Raw genomic sequence first — 21,843 nt, forward strand, 5'->3', positions numbered from 1 at the left:
AGCCTACGGGCAGCCGACGCAGCGGCACAGGGGCTTGCTCAGTCGAGGTGCGCGTGCAGGAATGCCGCGACGCGGGCCCGCATCTGCGCATCGAGGATGCCGATCGAGTGATCGGCCCCCGGCACGACCGCGAGCTCGGCGGGAACACCGGCCGCGGCGAGGGTGGCCGCGAGTCGCTCCGACTGCCCGAGCGGCACGACCTCCGCTTCGGCGTGGCCGATGAAGAAGGGGGGATCGCTCGGATCGGCGAAGCTTCCGGCCGAGGCATCCATCGCCTGCGGGCACTGCGCGTCGCTCGCGCCGGCTTCGCAGTCGAGGTACTCGCCGACGATGCGCTGCAACCAGTCGGATGCCCCGTCGGCCACGAGCTCGGCGGCCCCGAGCCCGACGGGACCCGAGAGCTCGGCGACCGCCGCGACCCGGGAGCCCGTGTCGAGCGGCCCCTCGCCGGTGGTGCCGAGCAGCGCGGCGAGGTTGCCGCCCGCCGAACCGCCGAACGCGCCGATGCGCGCCGCGTCGATGCCGAAGCGTTCGGCCTGCTCGGGGTCGCGCAGCCACTCGACCGCGAGCGCGACGTCGTCGATCGCCGCGGGGAACCGGGCGTCGGGCACGAGGCGGTAGTTGACGGATGCCGCGACGAAGCCCTCGCTCGCGAGCCAGAGGCAGACGTTGCGCCAGTCGGCGTTGCCCTTGTCGCCGCGCGCCCAGCTGCCGCCGTGGATCGAGATCACTGCCGGCAGCAGCGCTTCGGTGAGCTCCGCGCCGGCCGGCGTGCAGACGTCGAGCGTGAGCAGTGTGCCGTCCTCGCGCACGCCGTACTCGACATCGGCCTCGACCGTGATGCGGTCGGGAGCCGTGAAGGTGCGGATGCCGATGAGTTCGGCGGTCACGACCTCGCTCGCCGCGTCGGCGCCCTTCGGGTCGATCTCGCGCAGCGGCACGTGGAAGCCCGAGAGCGCGCTCACGGTCGCGATGGCGGCTGCAGTGGCCGCGACGGCCCACACCACTCGCCGGGCGCGAGTGCCGGAGCCGCCTGTGCGTCGGGTCGAGGTCACACCGGGCTCCGGGTTCAGGGGTGGAGTGATGCTACCTCACGTTCCGCGCGGGTGGAAACGCTTGCCGCTCAGCCGGCGAGGGGCTTCGCGAAGCACACCGAGTGCGCCTCGCCGACGTACTGGCCGAACTGCGGGATCTCGCGGTAGCCGTGGCGCGTGTAGAGCGCCTGCGCGGCGTCGTGCAGGTCGCCGGTCTCGAGCACGATCCGGGTGAGCCCGCGCGCCGCGGCATCCGCTTCGATGCGTTCGAGCAGGGCACCTGCGACGCCGCGTCCGCGCGCCGCCGGGTCGACGAACATGCGCTTCAACTCGCCGCGCGCGGCATCCGCTTCGGCGACGAGTGCGGCGATGCCGACCGCGCGCCCACCGTCGCGCGCGACGTAGAAGGCGACCCCCGGTCGCTCGAGCGTCGCGACGTCGAGCAGGAAGTTGCTCTCGGGCGGGTACAGGCTCTCGGCGAAGGCGGTGCTGGCATCGAGGAGGCGCTCGACCTCGGGCTGGCGGGGCGGCTCGACGCCGACGGTCACGGGCGAGTGGAGCTGCGGCATCCGGTGAGCCTACGTCGCCCGTGTTTCGTCGCGATTTCGAGGTCGACCGCCCGCGTGGCCGCGATCGATCACGGATCGCGGTCGCTACGCTGGGCGCGACGCGGCTCCGCACCGTGCCGTCACGGGTCGACCGGAGCGCGAGACGTGAGGGGCGCGCGACATGAGTGACGACCGGATCCCGCAGGACGCATCGTCGGAACCGACCGGAGCGCCGCCCCAGTCGCCGCCGACCGGCACGCCGGCGAAGCCCGCGGGAGTGAGCCGCGCCATGCTGCTCTGGGTCGGCGCGGCCGTCGTGCTCCTCTCGTTCGTGGCGTCGTTCCTCGGGGCGACGCTGGCCCGTTCGGCCGACGCGAACGAGGCGGTCGCCACCCCGACTCCGACGGCGCAGGTCGACGAGGCCGCCTACGAGGAGGCGCTCGCCGAGATCCTGCCCGCCGGGTCCGCCGTGCGCGCCGGTTCCGGCGCGCCCGAGTCGGGCAAGGGCTACGACGGTGACGTCTACATCGACATCGCCACGTCCGACGTCTACCTCTTCACCGACGGCGACTGGGCGCTCGTCGGCAACATCCGGGTGTCGGCGGCCGAGAACCTCGCGGGGGCGCCGGGCGCGACCGGCGCGACGGGGGAGACCGGGAAGACGGGTGCCACCGGGGAGACGGGTGCGACCGGCGAGACCGGGGCGCCCGGTGCGCCCGGCACGCAGGTCGTGCTGGGCGCCGGCGAACCGGCCCCCGAGACCTGCACGACCGACGGCGACGTGTTCATCGACACCGAGACGGTGACGTTCTACGAGTGCACCGGCGGCGCGTGGGTCCTCTCCGGCGCCACCACCGCCCCCGAGGTGACGCCGGTCCCCGAGGGCTGAGCGTTCGGCGGCGGGTCCGTCCGCCGCGGGGCGGTCCAGCGACGGGGCGGATGCCGCGTGCGGGACTTTCCCAGATGATTCCGGTATCGTGGCCGAGTCGGTTCTGGACACCGCGCTGTGCGCGGATGGGTTTGTGAGTCCAAAGGGCCGGTTTCGAGGCACAGGCCTCGGATAGTCACCGTATGTGAACGGCCCCGGTCGACGATGCTCCGGGTTCTCAGTGTGCTGCGCCTGCAGTGGCGCTGCCATGTACACGAGTACAACCCAGGAAGTCACCATGCCCAAGAACAAGAAGCCCCAAGGCGGCAGGCCCGCCAAGAACTTCGATCCCTCGTACGCGAAGGGCGGCTCGAAGGGCGGCCCGGCGCGCGCCGGATCGCAGAAGCCCGGTTCGCGCAGCGAAGGCCACCGCGGCTACCGCCCCGAGGCCGACGCGCCTCGCAAGGAGCGTTGGTCGCGCGATGAGCGCGTCGCCACCGGTCGCGCCCCGCACCGTTCCGACCGCGACGGCCGCGACGAGCGGGCTCCCCGTTCGTACGACCGCAACGATCGCCCTGCGCGTTCGTACGATCGCGACGACCGTGCGCCCCGTTCGAACGACCGCAACGACCGCGCACCGCGTTCGTTCGACCGGAACGACCGTCCGGCCCGTTCCTTCGACCGGAATGACCGTCCGGCTCGTTCGTACGACCGTGACGACCGTGCGCCCCGTTCGAACGATCGCAACGACCGTCCCGTCCGTTCCTTCGACCGGAACGACCGTCCGGCTCGTTCGTTCGACCGGAACGACCGCAATGACCGTCCCGCTCGTTCGTTCGACCGTGACGACCGCGCACCGCGTTCCTTCGACCGGAACGACCGCAATGACCGTCCGGCTCGTTCGTTCGACCGTGACGACCGCGCGCCCCGTTCGTTCGAGCGCAACGACCGTCCGGCCCGTTCGTACGACCGCAACGACCGCCCCGCGCGTTCGTTCGACCGCAACGACCGTCCGGCTCGTTCGTTCGACCGTGACGACCGCGCGCCCCGTTCGTTCGACCGCAACGACCGCAATGACCGGCCGGCCCGTTCGTTCGATCGCAACGATCGCCCCGCGCGTTCGTTCGACCGTCCCGACCGTCCGGCCCGTTCCTATGACCGTGACGACCGCGCCCCTCGTCGTGATGTCGACCGCCCCGGCTTCAAGGAGTCGGGTCGCCGCGACTCGAGCTTCTACCCGGCCAAGGAGCAGGGCAACCGCTTCGCGCCGAACGACGACGTCGTGCTCGAGCGCCTCGAGGCCCAGGCCATCCAGGCGACCGACGCCGACGGCGTGAGCTTCGCCGACCTCGGCCTCGGCGGCAACGTCGTGGCCGCGCTCAAGCAGCTCGGCGCCGAGTCGCCGTTCCCGATCCAGGCCGCGACCATCCCGGTCGTGCTCGAGGGGCGCGACGTGCTCGGCCGCGGCAAGACCGGTTCGGGCAAGACCATCGCCTTCGGCGCCCCGACCGTCGAGCGACTCATGAAGCTCTGGGCCGAGTCCGGCAAGGCCGGCGGCAAGCGCCAGATGGGCCGCAAGCCCCGTGCGCTCATCCTCGCCCCGACCCGTGAGCTCGCCCTGCAGATCGACCGCACGGTGCAGCCCATCGCGCAGAGCGTCGGCCTCTTCACCACGCAGATCTACGGCGGCGTGCCCCAGGCTCGCCAGGTCGGCGCGCTCCAGCGCGGCGTCGACATCGTGATCGGCACCCCCGGCCGCATCGAGGACCTCATCGAGCAGCGCCGACTCGACCTTTCCGAGGTCGTCGTCACGGTGCTCGATGAAGCCGACCACATGTGCGACCTCGGCTTCCTCGAGCCCGTGCAGCGCATCATCCGCCGCACCGCGCCGGGCGGGCAGAAGCTGCTCTTCTCGGCGACCCTCGACCAGGGCGTCGCCGCGCTCGTCGACGAGTTCCTCGTCGACCCGGCCGTGCACGAGGTCGCCGGTGAAGACCAGGCCTCCTCGACGATCGAGCACCGCGTGTTCGTCATCGGCAACCACGAGAAGCGCGACATCGTCGCCGAGCTCGCGAACCGCGAGGGCAAGACGCTCGTCTTCTCCCGCACCCGCGCGTTCGCCGAAGACCTCACCGAGCACCTCGAGGACTACGGCATCCGTGCCGTCGCCCTGCACGGCGACCTGAACCAGTCGCGTCGTACCCGCAACCTCCAGCAGCTCACGAGCGGCCGGGTCAACGTGCTCGTGGCGACGGATGTCGCGGCACGCGGCATCCACGTCGACGACATCGACCTCGTGATCCAGGCCGACGCCCCCGACGAGTACAAGACCTACCTGCACCGCTCCGGCCGCACCGGCCGCGCGGGCAAGACCGGTCAGGTCGTCACGCTCATCCCGCGCAACCGCCAGCGCCGCATGGTCGAGCTGCTCGACCGTGCCGAGATCGACGTCGACTTCGTCGACATGCGCCTCGGCGACGACTTCGCGGGCGAGCTCGAGCGCGGTGCAGCCGCGGCCGACGTGGCCGTCGAGGTCGAGGAGACCATCGAGATCGTCGAGACCGAGTCGGCTGCCGCCGATGAGGAGCTCGCCGGCTGAGTGCTCCGGCACTGAACGATCGAGGCCCGTGTCCGATGGACGCGGGCCTTCGTCGTCGCCCGGGACACCCCTGAATCGCGGTGCTCGGGCGGCCACTAGGCTCGCGCCATGCGCCTCATCACCGGCGGTGCCGCCGCTGCCGCCCTCGTCCTGCTCCTCAGCGGCTGCGTCGCATCCGCACCGACGCCGACGGAGACTCCCGTCGCTGCGCCGACCCCGGTCGAGATGACGCCGACCGGGCCGCTGATGTGCGACGAGCTGGCTCCGGGCGAACTCGTGGCCGCCGTGATGACCGGTGCCGACGGCGCTGCGGTCGATCCGGTACGCGCGATCCGTCCCACCGACGCGTTCGATGCCGTCGAGCTCGCTGCAGCCGGCGCGCTCGGCTGCTCCTGGCGGGTCGGCGAGCCGCCGACCACGATCTACTCCGGAGATGCCGACGTGGCCTACCTCAGCATCGGCCTGCTTCCGGGTGCGGCCGGGCAGTGGCAGCCGGCATGGGCCGGCGACGCTCCGTCGACCGACACGCTCGCGATCGGTGCCATCGAGGCGTCGACCGCCGTGGGCGAATCCGGCTGGCAGCTCACCGCCCCAGTCGGCGACGCCTGGATGGCCATGCGCCTGACCGCGTCAGGGCTCGGCTCGACCGGAACACGCTACGACGGCATCCCGCCGACCGAGATGCTCTCCCGCCTCGGCGCGCTCGCCGAAGCCTCGTTCTCGGCCGTGCAGGCGGCGTCGCCCGATCGGCTCGTGTTCCCGGCAGCGGGGTCGCAGCGACAGGGCGACGCCGTCTGCAACGGCGGCCTCGACCCGCAGGGCATCGGCATGGCTCTCGACGTCACCTTCACGGAGACCGAGGTCGACGACCCGACGACGCGCGCACCGGACTCGTTCGAAGCCGCGGTCGCCGCCGCGGCGCGCTCGTACTCGTGCGACTACCTCACCGACAGCATGCGCGGGCCCCACATCGCGGTCGTGCACGGTGCAGGCCAGTTCTTCGACCTGCTCGGACAGGCCGACGTGTCGACGGCGTTCGGGCCGCTCGACCTCTCGGCCGCGCCGGGCTACGCCGGGGGAGATGCCGCCATCCGTGCGCTCGTCACCGACGGACCGGCCTCGCCGGTGCTGTTGAAGGTCGGCGACTCGGTGTACGAGATCACCAGCAAGGACGGGGCCGCGGCGGTCGCCGAGGCGATCCTCGCGCAGATCCGCTGACCAGCGGGGCGAGGGGGGTGCGGTGCCACCTCGACCGTTCGAGCGGCTCGGGTGGCGCCGGGGACATCCGTTTGCCATAATTACTTCCTGAACGGTCGGTCGGGAATTCCGGACTGCCCGAAGCCGCGCACCCTGCCTACGCTGGGTGCAGGTTCCACCAGACAATGCGGTCAGGAGACGGTGCCCATGAACAGCGCCAGGGCTGAGGCCTACCTCGTCGGAGGCGTGCGCACGCCCGTCGGACGCTACGGCGGAGCGCTCGCCGGGGTGCGGCCCGACGATCTCGCCGCCCTCGTCGTCGGCGAACTCGTGCGTCGCACCCGCCTCGACCAGGCCGGTGAGCTCGGCGCGATCGACGAGGTCATCCTCGGCGCCGCCAACCAGGCCGGGGAGGACAACCGCAATGTCGCCCGCATGTCGGTGCTGCTCGCCGGCCTGCCCGACGAGGTGCCCGGCATCACGGTCAACCGCCTGTGCGCCTCGGGCATGTCGGCGATCACGATGGCCGCGCAGGCGATCCGTGCCGGCGACGCCGACCTCATCATCGCCGGCGGCGTCGAATCGATGACCCGTGCGCCGTGGGTGCAGGCGAAGCCCGATCGGGCGTGGGCGAAGCCGGGTGCGGCCTACGACACCTCGATCGGCTGGCGCTTCCCGAACCCGAAGCTCGTCGCCCGCGACAAGGCCACCTTCTCGATGCCCGAGACGGCCGAAGAGGTCGCTCGCATCGACGGCATCACGCGCGACGAGGCCGACGCCTTCGCGCTCCGCTCGCAGCAGCGCGCGGCCGCCGCCATCGCCGCGGGCCGGTTCGAGGCGGAGATCGTCGGCGTGCCGACGCATCGCGGCGAGGTGCTCGTCGACGAGGGGCCGCGCCCCGAGACCACGCTCGAGGCGCTCGCCGGGCTGCGGCCCGTCGTGCACGGCGGATCGGTCGTCACGGCCGGCAACTCGAGTGCACTGAACGACGGCGCCTCGGCGATCCTCGTCGCGAGCGCCGCCGCCGTCGAGCGCTACGGGCTCACGCCGCGCGCACGTGTCGTGGTCGGTTCCTCGGCCGGGCTGCCGCCCGAGATCATGGGACTCGGCCCGGTGCCGGCGACCGAGAAGGCGCTCGAGCGTTCGGGCATCGACCTCGACGACATCGGCTCGATCGAGCTCAACGAGGCCTTCGCGACCCAGTCGATCGCGTCGATGCGCCGCCTCGGGCTCGACCCCGAGCGCGTGAACGCCGACGGGGGAGCGATCGCGCTGGGGCATCCGCTCGGCTCGTCGGGCTCGCGCCTCGTCGTGACGCTGCTCGGCCGCATGGAGCGAGAGCAATCGCGCTACGGCCTCGCCACGATGTGCGTCGGCGTCGGCCAGGGCAGCGCGCTCATCGTGGAGCGCGTCTGATGCCCGCTGCCCGCGAAGGCACCGCCGACGCGCCGCTCCTCGTCGAGCGCCGCGACGACCGGGTGATCGCCACACTCAACCGGCCCGAGAAGCGCAACGCCATCGACCAGGCCACGATCGACGCCCTGCACCTGCTGTGCGCCGAACTCGAGGCGATCCCGCGCACGCTCATCCTCACCGGCGCGGGCGGCGTCTTCGCCTCGGGCGCCGACATCGCCGAGCTCCGCGAACGACGAGCGGATGACGCGCGCGCGGGCATCAACGCGAACGCGTTCGTCCGACTCGCGCTGCTGCCGATGCCCGTCATCGCGGCGCTCGACGGGTACGCGCTCGGCGGCGGCGCCGAACTCGCGTACGCAGCCGACATCCGCATCGCGACACCCGCGCTGAAGATCGGCAACCCCGAGACCGGCCTCGGCATCATCGCCGCGGCCGGTGCGAGCTGGCGGCTGAAGGAGATCGTCGGCGACGCCCGCGCGATCGAGCTGCTGCTCACCGGGCGCACGGTCACCGCGGCCGAAGCGCTCGAGATCGGGCTCGTGAGCGAACTGCACCCCGCCGACGAGCTGCTCCCGGCCGCGCACGCGATCGCCGACCGCATCTCCCGCAACGACCGCGCCGCGACGATCGCGACGAAGCGCGTGTTCCGCGCACCGCGGGGCGCCCACCCCGCGGTCGACCTCGAGGAGCAGGCCGTGCTCTTCGAGAGCCCCGAGAAGCTGCGCCGCATGACCGAGTTCCTCGAGAGGAAGCAGAAGTGAACGAGACCGACACCGGAGCTCCGGCCGACGTCGGCGTGCTCGGCGGCGGGCGCATGGGCGCCGGCATCGCGCACGCCTTCCTGCTCGCGGGTTCGCGGGTGACCGTCGTCGAACGCGACGCCGCTGCCGCGGCTGCGGCCTCGACGCGGGTGCTCGACTCCGTCGCGGCATCCGTCGCCCGGGGCACCGCCGACGACGACGAAGCCGCGATCGCCGCCCGCTTCGCCGCCACGACGGAGGTCGCCGACTTCGCCCGCTGCGACCTCGTCGTCGAGGCCGTGCCCGAAGACCTCGAGCTGAAGATCGACGCCCTCACCCGCGTCGAGGCCGTGCTCGCGCCGGGCGCCGCGCTCGCGTCGAACACCTCGTCGATCTCGATCGACCAGCTCGCGGCCCTGCTCGACCGGCCGTCGCGGTTCCTCGGCCTGCACTTCTTCAACCCCGTGCCCGCGTCGACGCTCGTCGAGATCGTGCGGGGCGAGGCGACCGAGGGGCCGCTCGTCGCGCAGGCCCGCTCCTGGGTGCACGCGATCGGCAAGACCCCGATCGTCGTCGCGGATGCCCCGGGCTTCGCCTCCTCGCGGCTCGGGGTCGCGCTCGGGCTCGAGGCGATCCGCATGCTCGAAGACGGGGTCGCCTCGGCGGAGGACATCGACGCGGCGATGGCCCTCGGCTACAAGCATCCGATCGGCCCGCTGCGCCTGACCGACATCGTCGGCCTCGACGTGCGACTCGGCATCGCCGAATACCTCTCCTCGACGCTCGGCGAGCGCTTCGCCCCGCCCGCGCTGCTGCGCCGCATGGTCGCCGAGGGCAAGCTCGGCCGCAAGACCGGCGAGGGCTTCTACCTCTGGGACGCCCCGTGACGCCCCGCAAGTGCACGCGCCCGCGCCCGGGCCTCGCCTACTCCACCTCCGAAACGTCGAAGATGGCGGCTTCATCGCCCGAATGGTCGCCATCTGCGACGTCTCGACGCCCGTTCGACGAAAGGCACTCCCGATGAACACGATCCTGCCGAGCTACGTGAACGGCGAGTGGTGGACCCCGGATGCCACCGCGTCGGCGACCGAGGTGCGCGACGCCTCGACCGGCGAGGTCGTCACCCGCGTCTCGACCGAGGGACTCGACCTCGGCGCCGCGCTCGAGTACGCCCGCACGGCGGGGCAGGCCTCGCTCGGCGCGCTCACCTTCCACCAGCGCGCCGTGCTGCTCAAGCAGATGGCGCTCGCGCTGACCGAACGCAAGGCCGAGCTCTACGAGCTCTCCGCGCGCACGGGGGCCACGAAGCAGGACTCGTGGGTCGACATCGACGGCGGCATCGGCGTGCTCTTCACGTACTCCTCGAAGGGGCGTCGAGAGATGCCGAACTCGAAGGTCTACGTCGACGGCGCGGTCGAGCAGCTCTCGAAGGACGGCTCGTTCCTCGGCCGCCACATCTACACGCGCCTGCCCGGCGTCGCCGTGCAGATCAACGCCTTCAACTTCCCGGTATGGGGCTCGCTCGAGAAGTTCGCCCCGGCGTTCCTCGCCGGCGTGCCGACGCTCGTGAAGCCCGCGACGCCCACCGGCTACCTCGCCGAGGCGTTCGTGCGCATCCTCGTCGAATCGGGCCTCCTGCCCGAGGGCTCGCTGCAGCTCGTCTCGGGCGGCGTGCCGACGCTGTTCGACCACCTGCGGCTCGGCGACCTCGTCGCCTTCACCGGATCGGCCTCGACCGCAGAGAAGCTGCGCTCGCACGACTCGGTGCAGACCGGCGGCGTGCGGTTCACGAGCGAGACCGACTCCATCAACGCGAGCGTGCTCGGCACCGATGCGGTCGCCGGCACTCCCGAGTTCGACGCCTACGTGAAGCAGCTCGTCGCCGAGATGACGACCAAGGCGGGCCAGAAGTGCACGGCGATCCGCCGGGCGATCGTGCCCGCGGCATCCGTCGACGCCGTGATCGACGCCGTGCGCGCCCGCATCGCCGAGCGCGTCGTGCTCGGCGATCCCCGCGCCGAGGGCGTCACGATGGGCCCGCTCGCCTCGATCGCGCAGCGCGACGAGGTGCTCCGCCAGGTCGGCCGTCTCGAGGCGGGCGGCGGCGAGCTCGTCATCGGTTCGACGGATGCCCCGGCGGTCACCCTCGCCGACGGCGCCACCGGCGAGGCATCCGACGGCGCCTTCGTCGCGCCCATGCTGCTGCGATTCGCGGATGCCGCGAGCCCCGCCCTGCACGAGGTCGAGGCGTTCGGCCCGGTCTCGTCGATCCTCGGCTACGACTCCGTGGCCGAGGCGGCCGCCCTCGTCGCCCGCGGAGGCGGATCGCTCGTGACGAGCGTCGCGACGCACGACCCCGAGGTCGCCGTCGCGCTCGCCTCGGGCATCGCGGCGTACAACGGCCGCGTGCTCTTCCTCGACCGCGACGACGCCCGCTCGTCGACCGGCCACGGCTCACCGTTGCCGAACCTCGTGCACGGCGGACCCGGTCGCGCCGGCGGCGGTGAAGAGCTCGGCGGCATCCGCGCCGTGCTGCATCACATGCAGCGCACGGCCGTGCAGGGGTCGCCCGAGATGCTGACCGCCCTCACCGGCGTCTGGCACTCGGGGGCCTCGTCGCAGCCCGGCGGCGTGCACCCGTTCCGCAAGTCGCTCGCCGAGCTGAGGATCGGCGACCAGGTCGTGAGCGCGTCGCGCACGGTGACGCTCGAGGACATCGAGACGTTCGCGCACTTCACCGGCGACACGTTCTACGCGCACATGGACGAGGCGGCGGCATCGGCGAACCCGTTCTTCCCGGGCCGGGTCGCGCACGGGTACCTGCTCGTGTCGTGGGCCGCCGGTCTCTTCGTCGACGCGGCACCCGGGCCGGTGCTCGCGAACTCGGGGCTCGAGAACCTGCGCTTCGTGACGCCCGTGTCGCCCGGCGACTCGATCCGCGTCGAGCTCACGGCGAAGCAGATCACGCCGCGCGAGACCGACGAGTACGGCGAGGTGCGGTGGGACGCGGTGCTGAAGAACCAGGACGACGAGCTCGTGGCGGCGTACGACGTGCTCACGCTCGTGGCGAAGGAGCTCGCGCCCGCCTGAGGTGCAGCGGCGGACCTCAGGGTTCTCCCTCTGGCGGCCGGAGCGTCCGCGCGGGACGCTGTGCGGACCGTCGCAGTTCCGGGAGGTCATCATGGGACGCTCGATCCGCTACATCCGTCGTGGAGTGCAGGGCCGAAGCGTGCACAACTTCAACTGGCCGGGAGTGATCACGGCCAAGTCCGTCGTGCACATCACCGCCGCCGAGGTGCAGTTCGGTACCACGGAGAAGCGGGCGACGCCGCCGGCGCAGGACTTCCACTTCCATGTCGGCGACGCCGACGTGTGGGTGTCGAACGTCTCGCCGCATCGGAACGAGTTCAACGGCGACCCGGGCGGGGTGACCTACGTCCTGCACGTCGCATGGGATGCGCCCCTCGACGTCGCGGTCACGATCACCGTTGAAGACGACCTGCCGGTCGAGATCCAGGGGTACTGACGCGGCGGAGCCCGCGCCATGGCGGGCCGAACGGGCGCTCGCGCGCGGTGGTCACCCCCGAAGCGCGAGCACGAACGGCAGCACCTCGGTCGCGCCCGCCCGGCGGAGCTCGCGCGCGGCGATCGTGAGGGTCCACCGGCTGTCGGCCTGGTCGTCGACGAGCAGCACGCCGCCCGCGGGCACATCGAGGCCGTCGGCCGAGAAGCGATCCCACAGTCCGGCGAGCCGGAACGCGCTGTTGCCGCCGGGCTGGCCGGTCGGACCGCCGTTTCGGAACTCGAGGGCGCCGAGGTAGGGCAGCCGCCCGACCTCGGCGAGGCCGCGGGCGAGCGAGTCCACGAGCTGCGGGTGCGAGCGTGACGGCATCGCCACGACCGCGACCGGGCGCTCGGCCCAGCCCCAGTCGGCGAGCACCCGCACGCACGCAGCGAGCACCTGCGGTGAGACGGGCGCGTCGGGCGCACCGGCCGCGAACAGCTCGCGCAGCGTGCCGCCCCAGCCGAGGTCGGTGAGGCGGGCCAGGGCGCGGCCCTCGCTCGCCTGTTCGGCGGGCGCGATGCGACCCTTGACGGGCACGCCGAGCCGGTCGGCACCGGTGGGCCACGCCCGGCGCGGTTCGATCGGCACGCCGACGCGGTCGAGCGATTCGGCGGCGGTGGCCGTGGCGGATGCCGCGATCTCGCGCGGGAACCAGACGCCCGCGCAGTTGTCGCACCGCCCGCAGGGCGCCGCCGTGTCGTCGTCGAGCGATCGCTGCAGGAACTCCATGCGGCATCCGTCGGTCTGCTCGTAGTCGATCATGTGCTGCTGCTCGGCGAGCCGCTCGGCGGCGATGCGCTCGTAGCGCTCGGCGTCGTAGACCCACGGCTGCCCGGTGGCGACCCAGCCGCCCTGCACGCGGCGCACCGCGCCGTCGACGTCGAGCACCTTGAGCAGCAGCTCGAGCGGTGTGCGGCGGATGTCGACCATCGCCTCGAGGGCCGGCGTGGAGACCGGCACGTCGGAGAGGGCGCCGATGACGCGCTCGGCACGCTCCTGATCGGGCATCGACGCGGTCGCGAAGTAGTGCCAGATGGCGGCGTCCTCGGTGCCGGGGAGGAGGAGCACGTCGGCGCTCTCGCTCGCACGACCGGCGCGCCCGACCTGCTGGTAGTAGGCCACGGGTGACGACGGGGCGCCGAGGTGCAGCACGAACCCGAGGTCGGGCTTGTCGAAGCCCATGCCGAGCGCGCTCGTCGCGACGAGCGCCTTCACCTCGTTGCGCTTCAGCATGCCCTCGGACTCGGTGCGCTCGTCGGTGTCGGTCTGGCCCGTGTAGGCGCGCACCTCATGCCCGCGCTCGCGGAGCAGCCGGGCGGTGTCGTTCGCGGCCGCGACCGTCAGCGTGCAGATGATGCCCGAGCCCGGCAGGTCGTCGAGGTGGCTGAGGAGCCAGGCCAGGCGGCTCGGTGAATCGGGCAGGCGCAGCACCCCGAGCCGCAGCGACGCCCGGGCGAGCGGCCCGCGGATCGTGAGGACCTCGGGGGCGGCGCCCCCGTCGGCCGCACCCGTGCCGAGCTGCTCCGCGACGTCGGCGACGACCCGGCTGTTCGCGGTCGCCGTGGTCGCGAGCACCGGCACCTCGGCGGGCATCTGCGAGATGAGGTCGCGCAGGCGCCGGTAGTCGGGCCGGAAGTCGTGACCCCAGTCGCTGATGCAGTGCGCCTCGTCGACGACGAGCATGCCGATGCGCCGCACGAGGGTGGGCAGCTGCTCTTCGCGGAACGTCGGGTTGTTCAGCCGCTCGGGGGAGACGAGCAGCACGTCGACCTCGTCGCGGTCGAGCTGGGCGAGCACGTCGCTCCACTCGTGCGCGTTCGTCGAGTTGATGGCGACGGCCCGCACGCCGGCCCGCTCGGCGGCCGCGATCTGGTCGCGCATGAGGGCGAGGAGCGGCGAGACGAGCACGGTCGGCCCTGCTCCCTGCCGCCGCAGCAGCAGCGTCGCGACGAAGTACACCGCCGACTTGCCCCACCCCGTGCGCTGTACGACGAGCGCCCGGCGACGCCCCTCGACGAGCGCCTCGATCGCCTCGAACTGCCCGTCGTGGAACTCGGCGTCGCTGCGCCCCACGAGCTCGCGCAGGGCGGCGAGCGCAGCGGATCGGGTGTCGGAGGGCTGCGCTGCGATGGTCATCCCCCCACTCTGGCGCACGCGACCGACAGGCGGCTGGGCGCGACTCCCACCCGCCTCAGACGGCCGGGCGAGGAATAGGGCGATCTCCGGATGCCGCACCCCCGCCTTAGCGAGGAGTCTCGACTCAGACACACAGGAGCAGACATGTTGATCTCGGAAATCGCCTTTCCCCACCTCGTCGCCGCGAACGACGAGCGCATCGCCGTCGACCTCGAGCGTCGCCGAGTGGCGCTGGAGCGCAGTGCCGAAGCTTCCGCCGGCGCAGCACCGGCGGCGCCCGCAGGGGCGACCGGGCGGGCACCTCGCCACGGGGCATCCCGCCGGCACCTGGCGAACCGGATGCCGCGCCCCGCGGCCTGATCGCTTGACGGGGGCCTTCGCGCCCACCACCCTGAACGCATGAGCGAAACGACGCGCGCCGCCACCCGTGGTGCGGCCTTCTGGATCTGCTACGCGGTCACGGTCATCAGCGCGGGGGTGAGCGTCACCTACTCGGTGCTCGCCGTGATCGACGGCGGGCTCGAGGCGAGCGACGCGCTCTACGCCACCTCGCGAAGCGTCGCGCTCGTGGTGATGGCGCTCGTGGCGCCGATGTTCAGGTCCGACGCGGGCCTGCTCATCATCGCGGTGGCGATGACGATCGTGCAGGGCATCGACTCGTTCATCGGCGCGGTGCAGGGCGACGTGGGAAAGACCGTCGGTCCGGCGGTGCTGTGCATCGTGACGATCGTCGCCGCGACGTTCCTCGCCCGCAGCGACCGCATGCGCAGCGACGACTGACCGATTCGGCGCCCGCCGACGCCGGCCGCGTCAGTCCGACGACGCAGCGGGCGGAACCGTTGCCGCCGACTCGGCCACCCATTCGATCGCCTCGTCGTACTTCGGCAGCGGGAACACCCGGAACTCCCCGGGCACGAGTCCGCCGAACGCCGTCGCGATGCCGGCGAGCACGTCGTGATCGGTGACGAAGGCAGCGCGGCCCCAGGCCGAGTGCGGCAGGCCGACGAGCTTCGCGTCCTCCCACATCGCGCCGAGCGAGTAGTGATCGAACTCCTCGCCCATCACGAAGACGCAGTCGACCGTGCCGCGAGCGTCGAGCGCGGCATGGATCGCCGGGTCGAGCACGTCGCGGTAGTCCTCGGCCTCGATCGTGCCGACGGCGCGGAAGCCGATGACGCCTGCGGGCAGGCCGTCGAGTGGTTCGATCATGCCGGTCCCCGTTCGATGAGTTCCTGTACGCGGTTCGACGTCGGCATGCGCAGGCCGTCGAGGGCGATGGCGATCACGTCGCCGGCGAGCCGGTCGGCGTCCTCCTTGCCGCCGGGGCGGTACCACTCGACGATCGAGTTGATCATGCCGAAGGCGAGGCGGGCGACGACGCTCGGGTCGATGTCGGAGCGGAGGCTCCCCTCGGACTGCGCCTCCTCGACGAGCGAGGTGACCGCCCGGTCGAAGGCGCGCCGACGTGCGAGGGCGCGCCGCTCGACCTCGGTGTTGCCTCGCACGCGGAGGAGCAGCGTCACCGACGGCAGCCTGTCGACGAGCACGTGCACGGCGCCGCCGAGCACGGCCTCGAGTCGATCGGCCGCGCGGCCCTGCGTGGCACCCGATTCGCCGAGCACCCCCTCGAGGGCGCTGAGCGCGTCGTCGAGCGCACGCTCGAGGATCTCGTCCTTCGAGGCGAAGTGGTGGTAGATCGCGGACTTCGAGAGGCCGAGCCGATCGGCGAGCACGCCCATCGAGGTCGCGTCGTAGCCGTACTGGTTGAACGCGGCGACGGCGACCTCGAGGATCCCCTGCTGGTCGTACCCGGGGCGCCCCCGTCGAAGTGAACCGTTCTCGCTCATCGCCATCATCTTCGCACCCGGCGGTCAGTGCGGGCGGCAGGTGCCGCGCGACATCCGCTCACGCGCCCCGCAGATCGTAGACGCGCTTGTACTTGCCCTCGCTGCGGGGGAGCGCGCCCGGCTCTTCGAGCTGCACGGCGACGGTCGACCCGATGCCCTCCTTGATGCGCTTGGCGAGCACGACGGTCGCGGCCTGGCAGACCTCGACCGAGAGGTCGGGGTGGCGCTCGATGCGCACGGTCATGTCGTCCATCGTGCCGGTGCGGCGCAGCTCGAGGATGAAGTGCGGCGTGAGCTGCTCGATGCCGAGCACGATCTCCTCGATCTGCGTCGGGAAGAGGTTCACTCCGCGCAGGATGATCATGTCGTCGTTGCGACCGGTGATCTTCTCGATGCGGCGCATGCCGGGGCGCGCGGTGCCGGGCAGCAGGCGCGTGAGGTCGCGCGTGCGGTACCGGATGACGGGGAACGCCTCTTTCGTGAGCGAGGTGAACACGAGCTCGCCCATCTCGCCGTCGGCGAGCTGGGCGCCCGTGTCGCCGTCGATGATCTCGGGCAGGAAGTGGTCCTCCCAGATGTGCGGCCCGTCCTTCGTCTCGAGGCACTCGTTGCCGACGCCGGGGCCCATGACCTCGCTGAGGCCGTAGATGTCGAGCGCGTCGATGCCGAGGCGCTGCTCGAGTTCGTGGCGCATCTCGTTGGTCCACGGCTCGGCGCCGAGCACGGCGACCTTCAGCGAGGTCGAACGCGGGTCGATGCCCTGCTCGACCATGCAGTCGGCGATCGTCAGCAGGTAGCTCGGCGTGCAGAGGATCGCGTCGGGCTCGAAGTCGAGGATGAGCTGCACCTGCCGCGCGGTCTGCCCGCCCGACATCGGGATGACCGTCGCGCCGAGCTTCTCGATGCCGCCGTGCGCGCCGAGTCCGCCGGTGAAGAGCCCGTAGCCGTAGGCGTTGTGCACCTTCATGCCGGGGCGGATGCCGCTGGCCCGCAGCGACCTCGCGATGAGCGTCGCCCAGCGGTCGAGGTCGCCCTTCGTGTACCCCACGACGGTCGGCCGACCCGTGGTGCCGCTCGAGGCGTGGATGCGCGCGACCTGCTCCATGGGCACGGCGAACATGCCGAACGGGTAGGTCTGGCGCAGGTCCTCCTTGGTCGTGAAGGGCAGCTTCACGACGTCGGCGAGCGAGCGGATGTCGCGGGGGTGCACTCCCGCCTCGTCGAACTTCTTCGTGTAGAGGGGCACGTTGTCGTAGGCGTGCTGCACGGTCTGCTGCAGTCGCTCGAGCTGGAGCGCCTCGACCTCGGCGCGGGACATCCGCTCTTCGGGGTCGAGCTCGTCGGGTGCTGCTGGGGCGAGGCCGGAGATGGACGCGCGGCCGGAGCCGGACGCGGGGCCGGAGGCGGAGGGGGAGATGGTCGTCGTCGACACGGGGGCTCCTGGGTGGCTGGGTCAGATGGTGCGGTTGGTGGAGATCGAGCGGCCGCGGAACTCGGCGACGGCGTCGCCCTGCTCGTCGACGACCGTGACGTCGTAGAGGCCGGTGCGGCCGCTGCGGGCGCGGCGGACGGCGGTGGCCGTGAGGGTCTGCCCGACGACCGTGGACTTCAGGAAGGTGATGTCGGCGCCGGCGGCGACGGTGATGGTGTCGTCTTCGTTGCAGGCGATCGCGAACGCGGTGTCGGCGAGCGTGAAGACGAAGCCGCCGTGGGTGATGTGGAACCCGTTCGTCATGTCGTCGCGAACCCGCATGGAGACGACCGCGTGGCCGGGCTCGTCGACCTCGACGACCATGCCGAGCGCCGCGGAGGCCTGGTCGCGCTGCATCATCGCGCGGGTGGAAGTGGTCGAGGCATCCGCCATGTGAAGCTCCTCATCGAGTTCATGCGTTCGCGCGCCGTTGCCGCAGCGCTCGAGATGAGCATATACTAACTGAACGATCGGTTAGTAATGCCGAATCCAGAGACACAGGAGTCGACGATGACCTCTCCAGCAGACCTCAGCGCGGTCGACCCGGAGCTCTCCGTGGAGGAGGCCCGGTTCAACGACCTCATCGCCGCCGACTCCCGCATCGAGCCCCGCGACTGGATGCCCGACGCGTACCGCAAGACGCTCATCCGGCAGATCTCGCAGCACGCGCACTCCGAGATCATCGGCATGCAGCCCGAGTCGAACTGGATCACGCGCGCCCCGAGCCTGAAGCGCAAGGCGATCCTCATGGCCAAGGTGCAAGACGAGGCCGGCCACGGGCTCTACCTCTACTCGGCCGCGCAGACCCTCGGCATCACGCGCGAGGAGATGACCGACCAGCTCATCGAGGGCCGCGCGCGCTACTCGTCGATCTTCAACTACACGACGCCGACGTGGGCCGACATGGGCGCGATCGGATGGCTCGTCGACGGGGCCGCGATCTGCAACCAGGTGCCGCTCTGCCGCGCCTCCTACGGCCCCTACGGCCGGGCGATGGTGCGCATCTGCAAGGAGGAGTCGTTCCACCAGCGGCAGGGCTTCGAGATCCTGCTCGAACTCATGCAGGGCACCGAGGCGCAGCGCCAGATGGCGCAGGACGCCGTGAACCGCTGGTACTGGCCCGCGCTGCAGATGTTCGGCCCGCCCGACGACCAGTCGCCGAACTCCGCCCAGTCGATGGCGTGGAACATCAAGCGCTTCTCGAACGACGAGCTGCGCCAGCGCTTCGTCGGCATGCTCGTGCCGCAGGCCGAGGTCATGGGCGTCACGCTGCCCGACCCGAACCTGCGCTTCAACGAGGAGACCGGCGAGTACGACATGAGCGAGATCGACTGGACCGAGTTCAACGAGGTGCTCGCGGGGCGCGGTCCCGCGAACGCGGAGCGCATCCGCCGACGCCGCGAGGCCCACGAAGACGGGGCCTGGGTGCGCGAGGCGGCCCACGAGTACGCCCGCAAGCAGTCCGAGCGCGCGCTCGCCGCAGCAGGGGCGGTGGCGTGATGTCGACACCCGGCGAGATCGGCACCGAGGCCTGGCCCCTCTGGGAGGTCTTCGTGCGCGCCAACCGCGGCCTCTCGCACGTGCACGTGGGGTCGCTGCACGCGCCCGACGCCGACATGGCCGTGCGCAACGCGCGCGACCTCTACACGCGCCGCAACGAGGGCGTCTCGATCTGGGTGGTGCCCGCCGACGCGATCACGACGAGCGATCCCGACGCGAAGGGCGCCTTCTTCGAGAGCCCCGCAGGCAAGAACTACCGCCACGCCGTCTACTACACGAAGAGCGAAGGGGTGAAGCACCTGTGAGCGGCGCAGACCTCGACCCCCACGGCGACCTCCACGGCGACGTCTCCGTCGACAGGCTCGCGCTCGCCGAGGAGCTCGCGGGCACCGCGGCCGACGGCACCACGGCGGTCGCCTCGGCGGATGCCGCGGAGTACGCGCTGCGGCTCGGCGACGACGCCCTCGTGCTCGCCCAGCAGCTCGGCATGTGGATCGCCCGCGCGCCCGAGCTCGAGGAGGACGTGGCCCTCGGCAACATCGCCCTCGACCTCATCGGCCACGCCCGATCGCTGCTGCACTACGCCGGCACCGCGACCGGTCGCAGCGAAGACGACCTCGCCTACTGGCGCGGTGAGTCCGAGTTCCGCAACGCCTGGCTCCTCGAGCAGCCGAACGGCGACTTCGCCCACACGATCGCGCGGCAGCTCGTGGCATCCGTCTACCTGTTCGAGCTGTACTCGCGGCTCGTCGATTCGGCCGACCCGACGCTCGCGGCCATCGCCGCGAAGTCGGTGAAGGAGGTCGACTACCACCGCGACCACGCGACCCAGTGGGTGCTGCGGCTCGCGGGCGGCACCGAGGAGTCGCGCCGGCGCATGCTCGTCGCGATCGCCGACACCTGGCCCTACGCCGACGAGCTCTTCGTCGACGACGCCCTCGTCGAGCGGCTCGCCGCGACGGGGGTCGCGGTGCTCCCGTCGACCCTGCGCCCGGCGTTCGAGGCCGTCATCGACGAGGTGTTCGCCGAGGCCGTGCTCGAGCGCCCGGCCGGCCGCACCGCGTTCATCGCCTCGGGCGGCGGCCGCGACGGCCGTCACACCGAGCACCTCGGACCGCTCCTCGCCGAGATGCAGGTGCTCGCGCGCGCGCACCCCGGAGCATCATGGTGACCGCGATGGCGCAGCGCGCCGAGGCATCCGCCGCGTCGGTCGCCCGGCCGGTGCCGAGCGACCCGGCGGCCGCGCGCGCGTGGGCGGTGGCCGCGACCGTGACCGACCCCGAGATCCCCGTGCTCACGATCGAGGACCTCGGCGTGCTCCGCTCGGTCGAGGTCGGCGACGACGGCGCCGTTCGCGTGCAGCTGACCCCCACCTACAGCGGATGCCCCGCGCTCGACGCCATGCGCGACGACGTGCTGCTCGCCCTCACGCACGCCGGCTACGGCGAGGTGCGGGTCGACCTCGTGCTCGCGCCGGCGTGGACCACCGACTGGATGAGCGACGCCGGCAAGGAGAAGCTGCGCCGCTACGGCATCCAGGCGCCGAGCGGCAGTGCGGCCGCTCGCCCGGCCGGCCCCGTGCGCGTGCAGCTCGCCGTGAAGTGCCCGCGCTGCGACTCCCTCAACACCCGTGAACTCGCCCGCTTCGGCTCGACCTCGTGCAAGGCCCTCTACGAGTGCCGCGACTGCCTCGAGCCCTTCGACTACTTCAAGGTGCTCTGATGGCCGCCCGCAACCTGGGGTCGACCGCGACTCCGCCGAGCGACGCCGCCGTCGCCGAGTCGTTCCTCGCCTCGACGGTCGGTGGCGAACACGTGGCGAAGCGCCATCGCGCGCGCTTCCACTCGCTCGAGGTCGCCGAGGTGCGCCCGCTCACGGCCGACGCCGTCGAGGTCACCTTCGCGGTGCCCGACGCGCTCGCCGACGACTACACCTACCTGCCCGGCCAGTACGTGGCGCTCCGCAAGGACTTCGACGGCCACGAGTTGCGCCGCAGCTACTCGATCTGCCGGCCGCCCGTGCGGGGCAGCGTCTCGGTCGCCATCAAGCGCGACCTCGGCGGGCTGTTCTCGACGTGGGCGAACACCGAACTCGTCGCCGGCGACACCCTCGACGTGATGAGCCCGCAGGGTACGTTCACCTCGAGCCTCGACGCGCTCGACGGCAAGCACATCGTCGGCATCGCCGCCGGGTCGGGCATCACCCCGCTCATGGCGCTCGCCCACACGGTGCTGTCGCGCTCGGAGACATCCGAGTTCGAGCTCGTCTACACGAACCGCTCCACGCTCGACGTGATGTTCCTCGAGGAGCTCGCCGAGCTGAAGGACCGCTACCCGTCGCGCCTCGCCCTGCACCACGTGCTCTCGCGCGAGCAGCGCACCGCGCCGCTCCTGTCGGGGCGCATCGACGGCGAGAAGCTCGACCGAATGCTCGACGTGCTGATCCGCCCCGAGACGGTCGACGAGTGGTTCCTCTGCGGGCCGTTCGATCTCGTGCAGCTCGCCCGCGACACCCTCGAGGCGCGCGGGGTGCCGGTCAAGCACGTGCGGTACGAGCTCTTCACGACCGACGCCGATCGGGTCGAGCCGCGCCAGGGTCGCCCCGTCGTGGTCGAGCGCGGTGAGCCGACCGTTGCGATCGAGTTCACGCTCGACGGCCAGTCGACGAGCGTCGACAGCCCGGTGAGCGCGAACGAGTCGATCCTGAACGCGGCGCTCCGCGTACGGCCCGACGTGCCGTTCGCGTGCGCCGGGGGAGTGTGCGGCACCTGTCGTGCCCGCATCATCGAGGGCAGCGTCGCCATGACCGAGAACTACGCCCTCGAACCCGACGAGCTCGAACGCGGCTACGTGCTCACGTGCCAGTCCCACCCCAAGTCCGACCGGGTCGTCGTCGACTACGATGTGTGAGCGCGCACCCGTG

At 71.9% G+C, this 21,843-nt stretch carries 22 protein-coding genes; 15 read left to right on the forward strand and 7 right to left on the reverse strand.

The genetic code is table 11. The features are described 5' to 3' along the window. Positions 1–38: 38 nt before the first annotated feature. A complete protein-coding gene (locus ACFTQE_RS00200; protein ID WP_376923169.1) occupies positions 39–1,055 on the reverse strand; it encodes an alpha/beta hydrolase in 1,017 nt (338 codons plus the stop codon). Between the two features lie 68 nt (positions 1,056–1,123). Next, complete coding sequence (locus tag ACFTQE_RS00205; RefSeq protein WP_376923170.1) at positions 1,124–1,603, reverse strand: GNAT family N-acetyltransferase; 480 nt, start codon at positions 1,601–1,603, stop codon at positions 1,124–1,126. Positions 1,604–1,763: 160 nt separating this feature from the next. Here ACFTQE_RS00205 and ACFTQE_RS00210 point away from each other — a divergent pair, with 160 nt between their 5' ends. From ACFTQE_RS00210 to ACFTQE_RS00245, 8 genes are all read left to right on the forward strand, one after another. Next, positions 1,764–2,471, forward strand: a complete 708-nt coding sequence (locus tag ACFTQE_RS00210; RefSeq protein ID WP_376923171.1) for a collagen-like protein — start codon at positions 1,764–1,766, stop codon at positions 2,469–2,471. Between the two features lie 277 nt (positions 2,472–2,748). Further along, entirely contained in the window at positions 2,749–5,049 is a 2,301-nt protein-coding gene (locus tag ACFTQE_RS00215; RefSeq protein WP_376923172.1) for a DEAD/DEAH box helicase, read from the forward strand. Between the two features lie 108 nt (positions 5,050–5,157). Beyond that, positions 5,158–6,267: a hypothetical protein gene (locus ACFTQE_RS00220; RefSeq protein WP_376923173.1), complete on the forward strand. Its 1,110-nt coding sequence runs from the start codon at positions 5,158–5,160 to the stop codon at positions 6,265–6,267. A gap of 186 nt (positions 6,268–6,453) precedes the next feature. Further along, positions 6,454–7,662 (forward strand): acetyl-CoA C-acyltransferase, encoded by a 1,209-nt coding sequence (locus tag ACFTQE_RS00225; protein ID WP_376923174.1) that lies wholly within the window; start codon positions 6,454–6,456, stop codon positions 7,660–7,662. Next, positions 7,662–8,423 carry an enoyl-CoA hydratase/isomerase family protein gene (locus ACFTQE_RS00230; protein WP_376923175.1) on the forward strand — a complete coding sequence of 254 codons (762 nt, stop codon included), beginning with the start codon at positions 7,662–7,664 and terminating at the stop codon, positions 8,421–8,423. Before ACFTQE_RS00225 ends, ACFTQE_RS00230 begins: the two co-directional genes overlap by 1 nt. Beyond that, entirely contained in the window at positions 8,420–9,289 is an 870-nt protein-coding gene (locus ACFTQE_RS00235) for a 3-hydroxyacyl-CoA dehydrogenase family protein (protein WP_376923176.1), read from the forward strand. The genes ACFTQE_RS00230 and ACFTQE_RS00235 overlap by 4 nt, the downstream gene beginning before the upstream one ends. 133 nt (positions 9,290–9,422) lie before the next feature. Further along, a complete protein-coding gene (gene paaZ / locus ACFTQE_RS00240; RefSeq protein ID WP_376923177.1) occupies positions 9,423–11,492 on the forward strand; it encodes a phenylacetic acid degradation bifunctional protein PaaZ in 2,070 nt (689 codons plus the stop codon). A 91-nt stretch (positions 11,493–11,583) separates the two neighbouring features. Beyond that, positions 11,584–11,928 carry a hypothetical protein gene (locus ACFTQE_RS00245; RefSeq protein WP_376923178.1) on the forward strand — a complete coding sequence of 115 codons (345 nt, stop codon included), beginning with the start codon at positions 11,584–11,586 and terminating at the stop codon, positions 11,926–11,928. A gap of 51 nt (positions 11,929–11,979) precedes the next feature. Here ACFTQE_RS00245 and ACFTQE_RS00250 read toward each other — a convergent pair whose 3' ends face one another. Further along, the gene (locus ACFTQE_RS00250) at positions 11,980–14,103 is read right to left on the reverse strand and encodes a DEAD/DEAH box helicase (RefSeq protein WP_376923179.1); all 2,124 of its coding nucleotides are present in this window, start codon (positions 14,101–14,103) and stop codon (positions 11,980–11,982) included. Positions 14,104–14,247: 144 nt separating this feature from the next. Between ACFTQE_RS00250 and ACFTQE_RS00255 the strand changes: the two genes are divergently transcribed. Then, complete coding sequence (locus ACFTQE_RS00255; protein WP_376923180.1) at positions 14,248–14,463, forward strand: hypothetical protein; 216 nt, start codon at positions 14,248–14,250, stop codon at positions 14,461–14,463. A gap of 39 nt (positions 14,464–14,502) precedes the next feature. Continuing rightward, positions 14,503–14,883 carry a hypothetical protein gene (locus ACFTQE_RS00260; RefSeq protein WP_376923181.1) on the forward strand — a complete coding sequence of 127 codons (381 nt, stop codon included), beginning with the start codon at positions 14,503–14,505 and terminating at the stop codon, positions 14,881–14,883. Between the two features lie 30 nt (positions 14,884–14,913). Here the strand turns inward: ACFTQE_RS00260 and ACFTQE_RS00265 are convergent, their stop codons facing one another. From ACFTQE_RS00265 to paaI, 4 genes are all read right to left on the reverse strand, one after another. Continuing rightward, positions 14,914–15,312 (reverse strand): STAS/SEC14 domain-containing protein, encoded by a 399-nt coding sequence (locus tag ACFTQE_RS00265; protein WP_376923182.1) that lies wholly within the window; start codon positions 15,310–15,312, stop codon positions 14,914–14,916. Further along, on the reverse strand, positions 15,309–15,950 hold the full coding sequence (locus ACFTQE_RS00270; protein ID WP_376923183.1) for a TetR/AcrR family transcriptional regulator: 642 nt from the start codon (positions 15,948–15,950) through the stop codon (positions 15,309–15,311). Before ACFTQE_RS00270 ends, ACFTQE_RS00265 begins: the two co-directional genes overlap by 4 nt. 58 nt (positions 15,951–16,008) lie before the next feature. After that, complete coding sequence (paaK, locus tag ACFTQE_RS00275; protein ID WP_376923268.1) at positions 16,009–17,268, reverse strand: phenylacetate--CoA ligase PaaK; 1,260 nt, start codon at positions 17,266–17,268, stop codon at positions 16,009–16,011. Positions 17,269–17,403: 135 nt separating this feature from the next. Further along, on the reverse strand, positions 17,404–17,814 hold the full coding sequence (gene paaI / locus ACFTQE_RS00280; RefSeq protein ID WP_375835670.1) for a hydroxyphenylacetyl-CoA thioesterase PaaI: 411 nt from the start codon (positions 17,812–17,814) through the stop codon (positions 17,404–17,406). A 117-nt stretch (positions 17,815–17,931) separates the two neighbouring features. Here paaI and paaA point away from each other — a divergent pair, with 117 nt between their 5' ends. The 5 genes from paaA to paaE are packed head-to-tail and all read left to right on the forward strand — an operon-like array spanning position 17,932 to position 21,830. Beyond that, entirely contained in the window at positions 17,932–18,921 is a 990-nt protein-coding gene (paaA, locus tag ACFTQE_RS00285; RefSeq protein WP_376923184.1) for a 1,2-phenylacetyl-CoA epoxidase subunit PaaA, read from the forward strand. Next, positions 18,921–19,226, forward strand: a complete 306-nt coding sequence (gene paaB / locus ACFTQE_RS00290) for a 1,2-phenylacetyl-CoA epoxidase subunit PaaB (protein WP_375835668.1) — start codon at positions 18,921–18,923, stop codon at positions 19,224–19,226. Before paaA ends, paaB begins: the two co-directional genes overlap by 1 nt. Continuing rightward, positions 19,223–20,092, forward strand: coding sequence for a 1,2-phenylacetyl-CoA epoxidase subunit PaaC (paaC, locus tag ACFTQE_RS00295; protein ID WP_376923185.1), 870 nt, complete (start codon positions 19,223–19,225; stop codon positions 20,090–20,092). The genes paaB and paaC overlap by 4 nt, the downstream gene beginning before the upstream one ends. Further along, complete coding sequence (paaD, locus tag ACFTQE_RS00300) at positions 20,086–20,643, forward strand: 1,2-phenylacetyl-CoA epoxidase subunit PaaD (RefSeq protein ID WP_376923186.1); 558 nt, start codon at positions 20,086–20,088, stop codon at positions 20,641–20,643. Before paaC ends, paaD begins: the two co-directional genes overlap by 7 nt. Beyond that, positions 20,643–21,830, forward strand: a complete 1,188-nt coding sequence (gene paaE, locus ACFTQE_RS00305; protein ID WP_376923187.1) for a 1,2-phenylacetyl-CoA epoxidase subunit PaaE — start codon at positions 20,643–20,645, stop codon at positions 21,828–21,830. The genes paaD and paaE overlap by 1 nt, the downstream gene beginning before the upstream one ends. The last annotated feature ends 13 nt before the right edge of the window (positions 21,831–21,843 follow it).

The sequence above is a fragment of the Agromyces sp. NPDC056965 genome (genome assembly GCF_042673425.1).
GTDB lineage: Bacteria > Actinomycetota > Actinomycetes > Actinomycetales > Microbacteriaceae > Agromyces.

Bases quoted from the DNA above. Each gene is read 5' to 3' on its own strand.
- ACFTQE_RS00205 (WP_376923170.1), bottom strand. From the start codon at position 1,603: ATGCCGCAGCTCCACTCGCCCGTGACCGTCGGCGTCGAGCCGCCCCGC.
- ACFTQE_RS00210 (WP_376923171.1), top strand. From the start codon at position 1,764: ATGAGTGACGACCGGATCCCGCAGGACGCATCGTCGGAACCGACCGGA.
- ACFTQE_RS00215 (WP_376923172.1), top strand. From the start codon at position 2,749: ATGCCCAAGAACAAGAAGCCCCAAGGCGGCAGGCCCGCCAAGAACTTC.
- ACFTQE_RS00220 (WP_376923173.1), top strand. From the start codon at position 5,158: ATGCGCCTCATCACCGGCGGTGCCGCCGCTGCCGCCCTCGTCCTGCTC.
- ACFTQE_RS00225 (WP_376923174.1), top strand. From the start codon at position 6,454: ATGAACAGCGCCAGGGCTGAGGCCTACCTCGTCGGAGGCGTGCGCACG.
- ACFTQE_RS00230 (WP_376923175.1), top strand. From the start codon at position 7,662: ATGCCCGCTGCCCGCGAAGGCACCGCCGACGCGCCGCTCCTCGTCGAG.
- paaZ (WP_376923177.1), top strand. From the start codon at position 9,423: ATGAACACGATCCTGCCGAGCTACGTGAACGGCGAGTGGTGGACCCCG.
- ACFTQE_RS00245 (WP_376923178.1), top strand. From the start codon at position 11,584: ATGGGACGCTCGATCCGCTACATCCGTCGTGGAGTGCAGGGCCGAAGC.
- ACFTQE_RS00250 (WP_376923179.1), bottom strand. From the start codon at position 14,103: ATGACCATCGCAGCGCAGCCCTCCGACACCCGATCCGCTGCGCTCGCC.
- ACFTQE_RS00255 (WP_376923180.1), top strand. From the start codon at position 14,248: ATGTTGATCTCGGAAATCGCCTTTCCCCACCTCGTCGCCGCGAACGAC.
- ACFTQE_RS00260 (WP_376923181.1), top strand. From the start codon at position 14,503: ATGAGCGAAACGACGCGCGCCGCCACCCGTGGTGCGGCCTTCTGGATC.
- ACFTQE_RS00265 (WP_376923182.1), bottom strand. From the start codon at position 15,312: ATGATCGAACCACTCGACGGCCTGCCCGCAGGCGTCATCGGCTTCCGC.
- ACFTQE_RS00270 (WP_376923183.1), bottom strand. From the start codon at position 15,950: ATGAGCGAGAACGGTTCACTTCGACGGGGGCGCCCCGGGTACGACCAG.
- paaK (WP_376923268.1), bottom strand. From the start codon at position 17,268: ATGTCCCGCGCCGAGGTCGAGGCGCTCCAGCTCGAGCGACTGCAGCAG.
- paaI (WP_375835670.1), bottom strand. From the start codon at position 17,814: ATGGCGGATGCCTCGACCACTTCCACCCGCGCGATGATGCAGCGCGAC.
- paaA (WP_376923184.1), top strand. From the start codon at position 17,932: ATGACCTCTCCAGCAGACCTCAGCGCGGTCGACCCGGAGCTCTCCGTG.
- paaB (WP_375835668.1), top strand. From the start codon at position 18,921: ATGTCGACACCCGGCGAGATCGGCACCGAGGCCTGGCCCCTCTGGGAG.
- paaD (WP_376923186.1), top strand. From the start codon at position 20,086: ATGGTGACCGCGATGGCGCAGCGCGCCGAGGCATCCGCCGCGTCGGTC.
- paaE (WP_376923187.1), top strand. From the start codon at position 20,643: ATGGCCGCCCGCAACCTGGGGTCGACCGCGACTCCGCCGAGCGACGCC.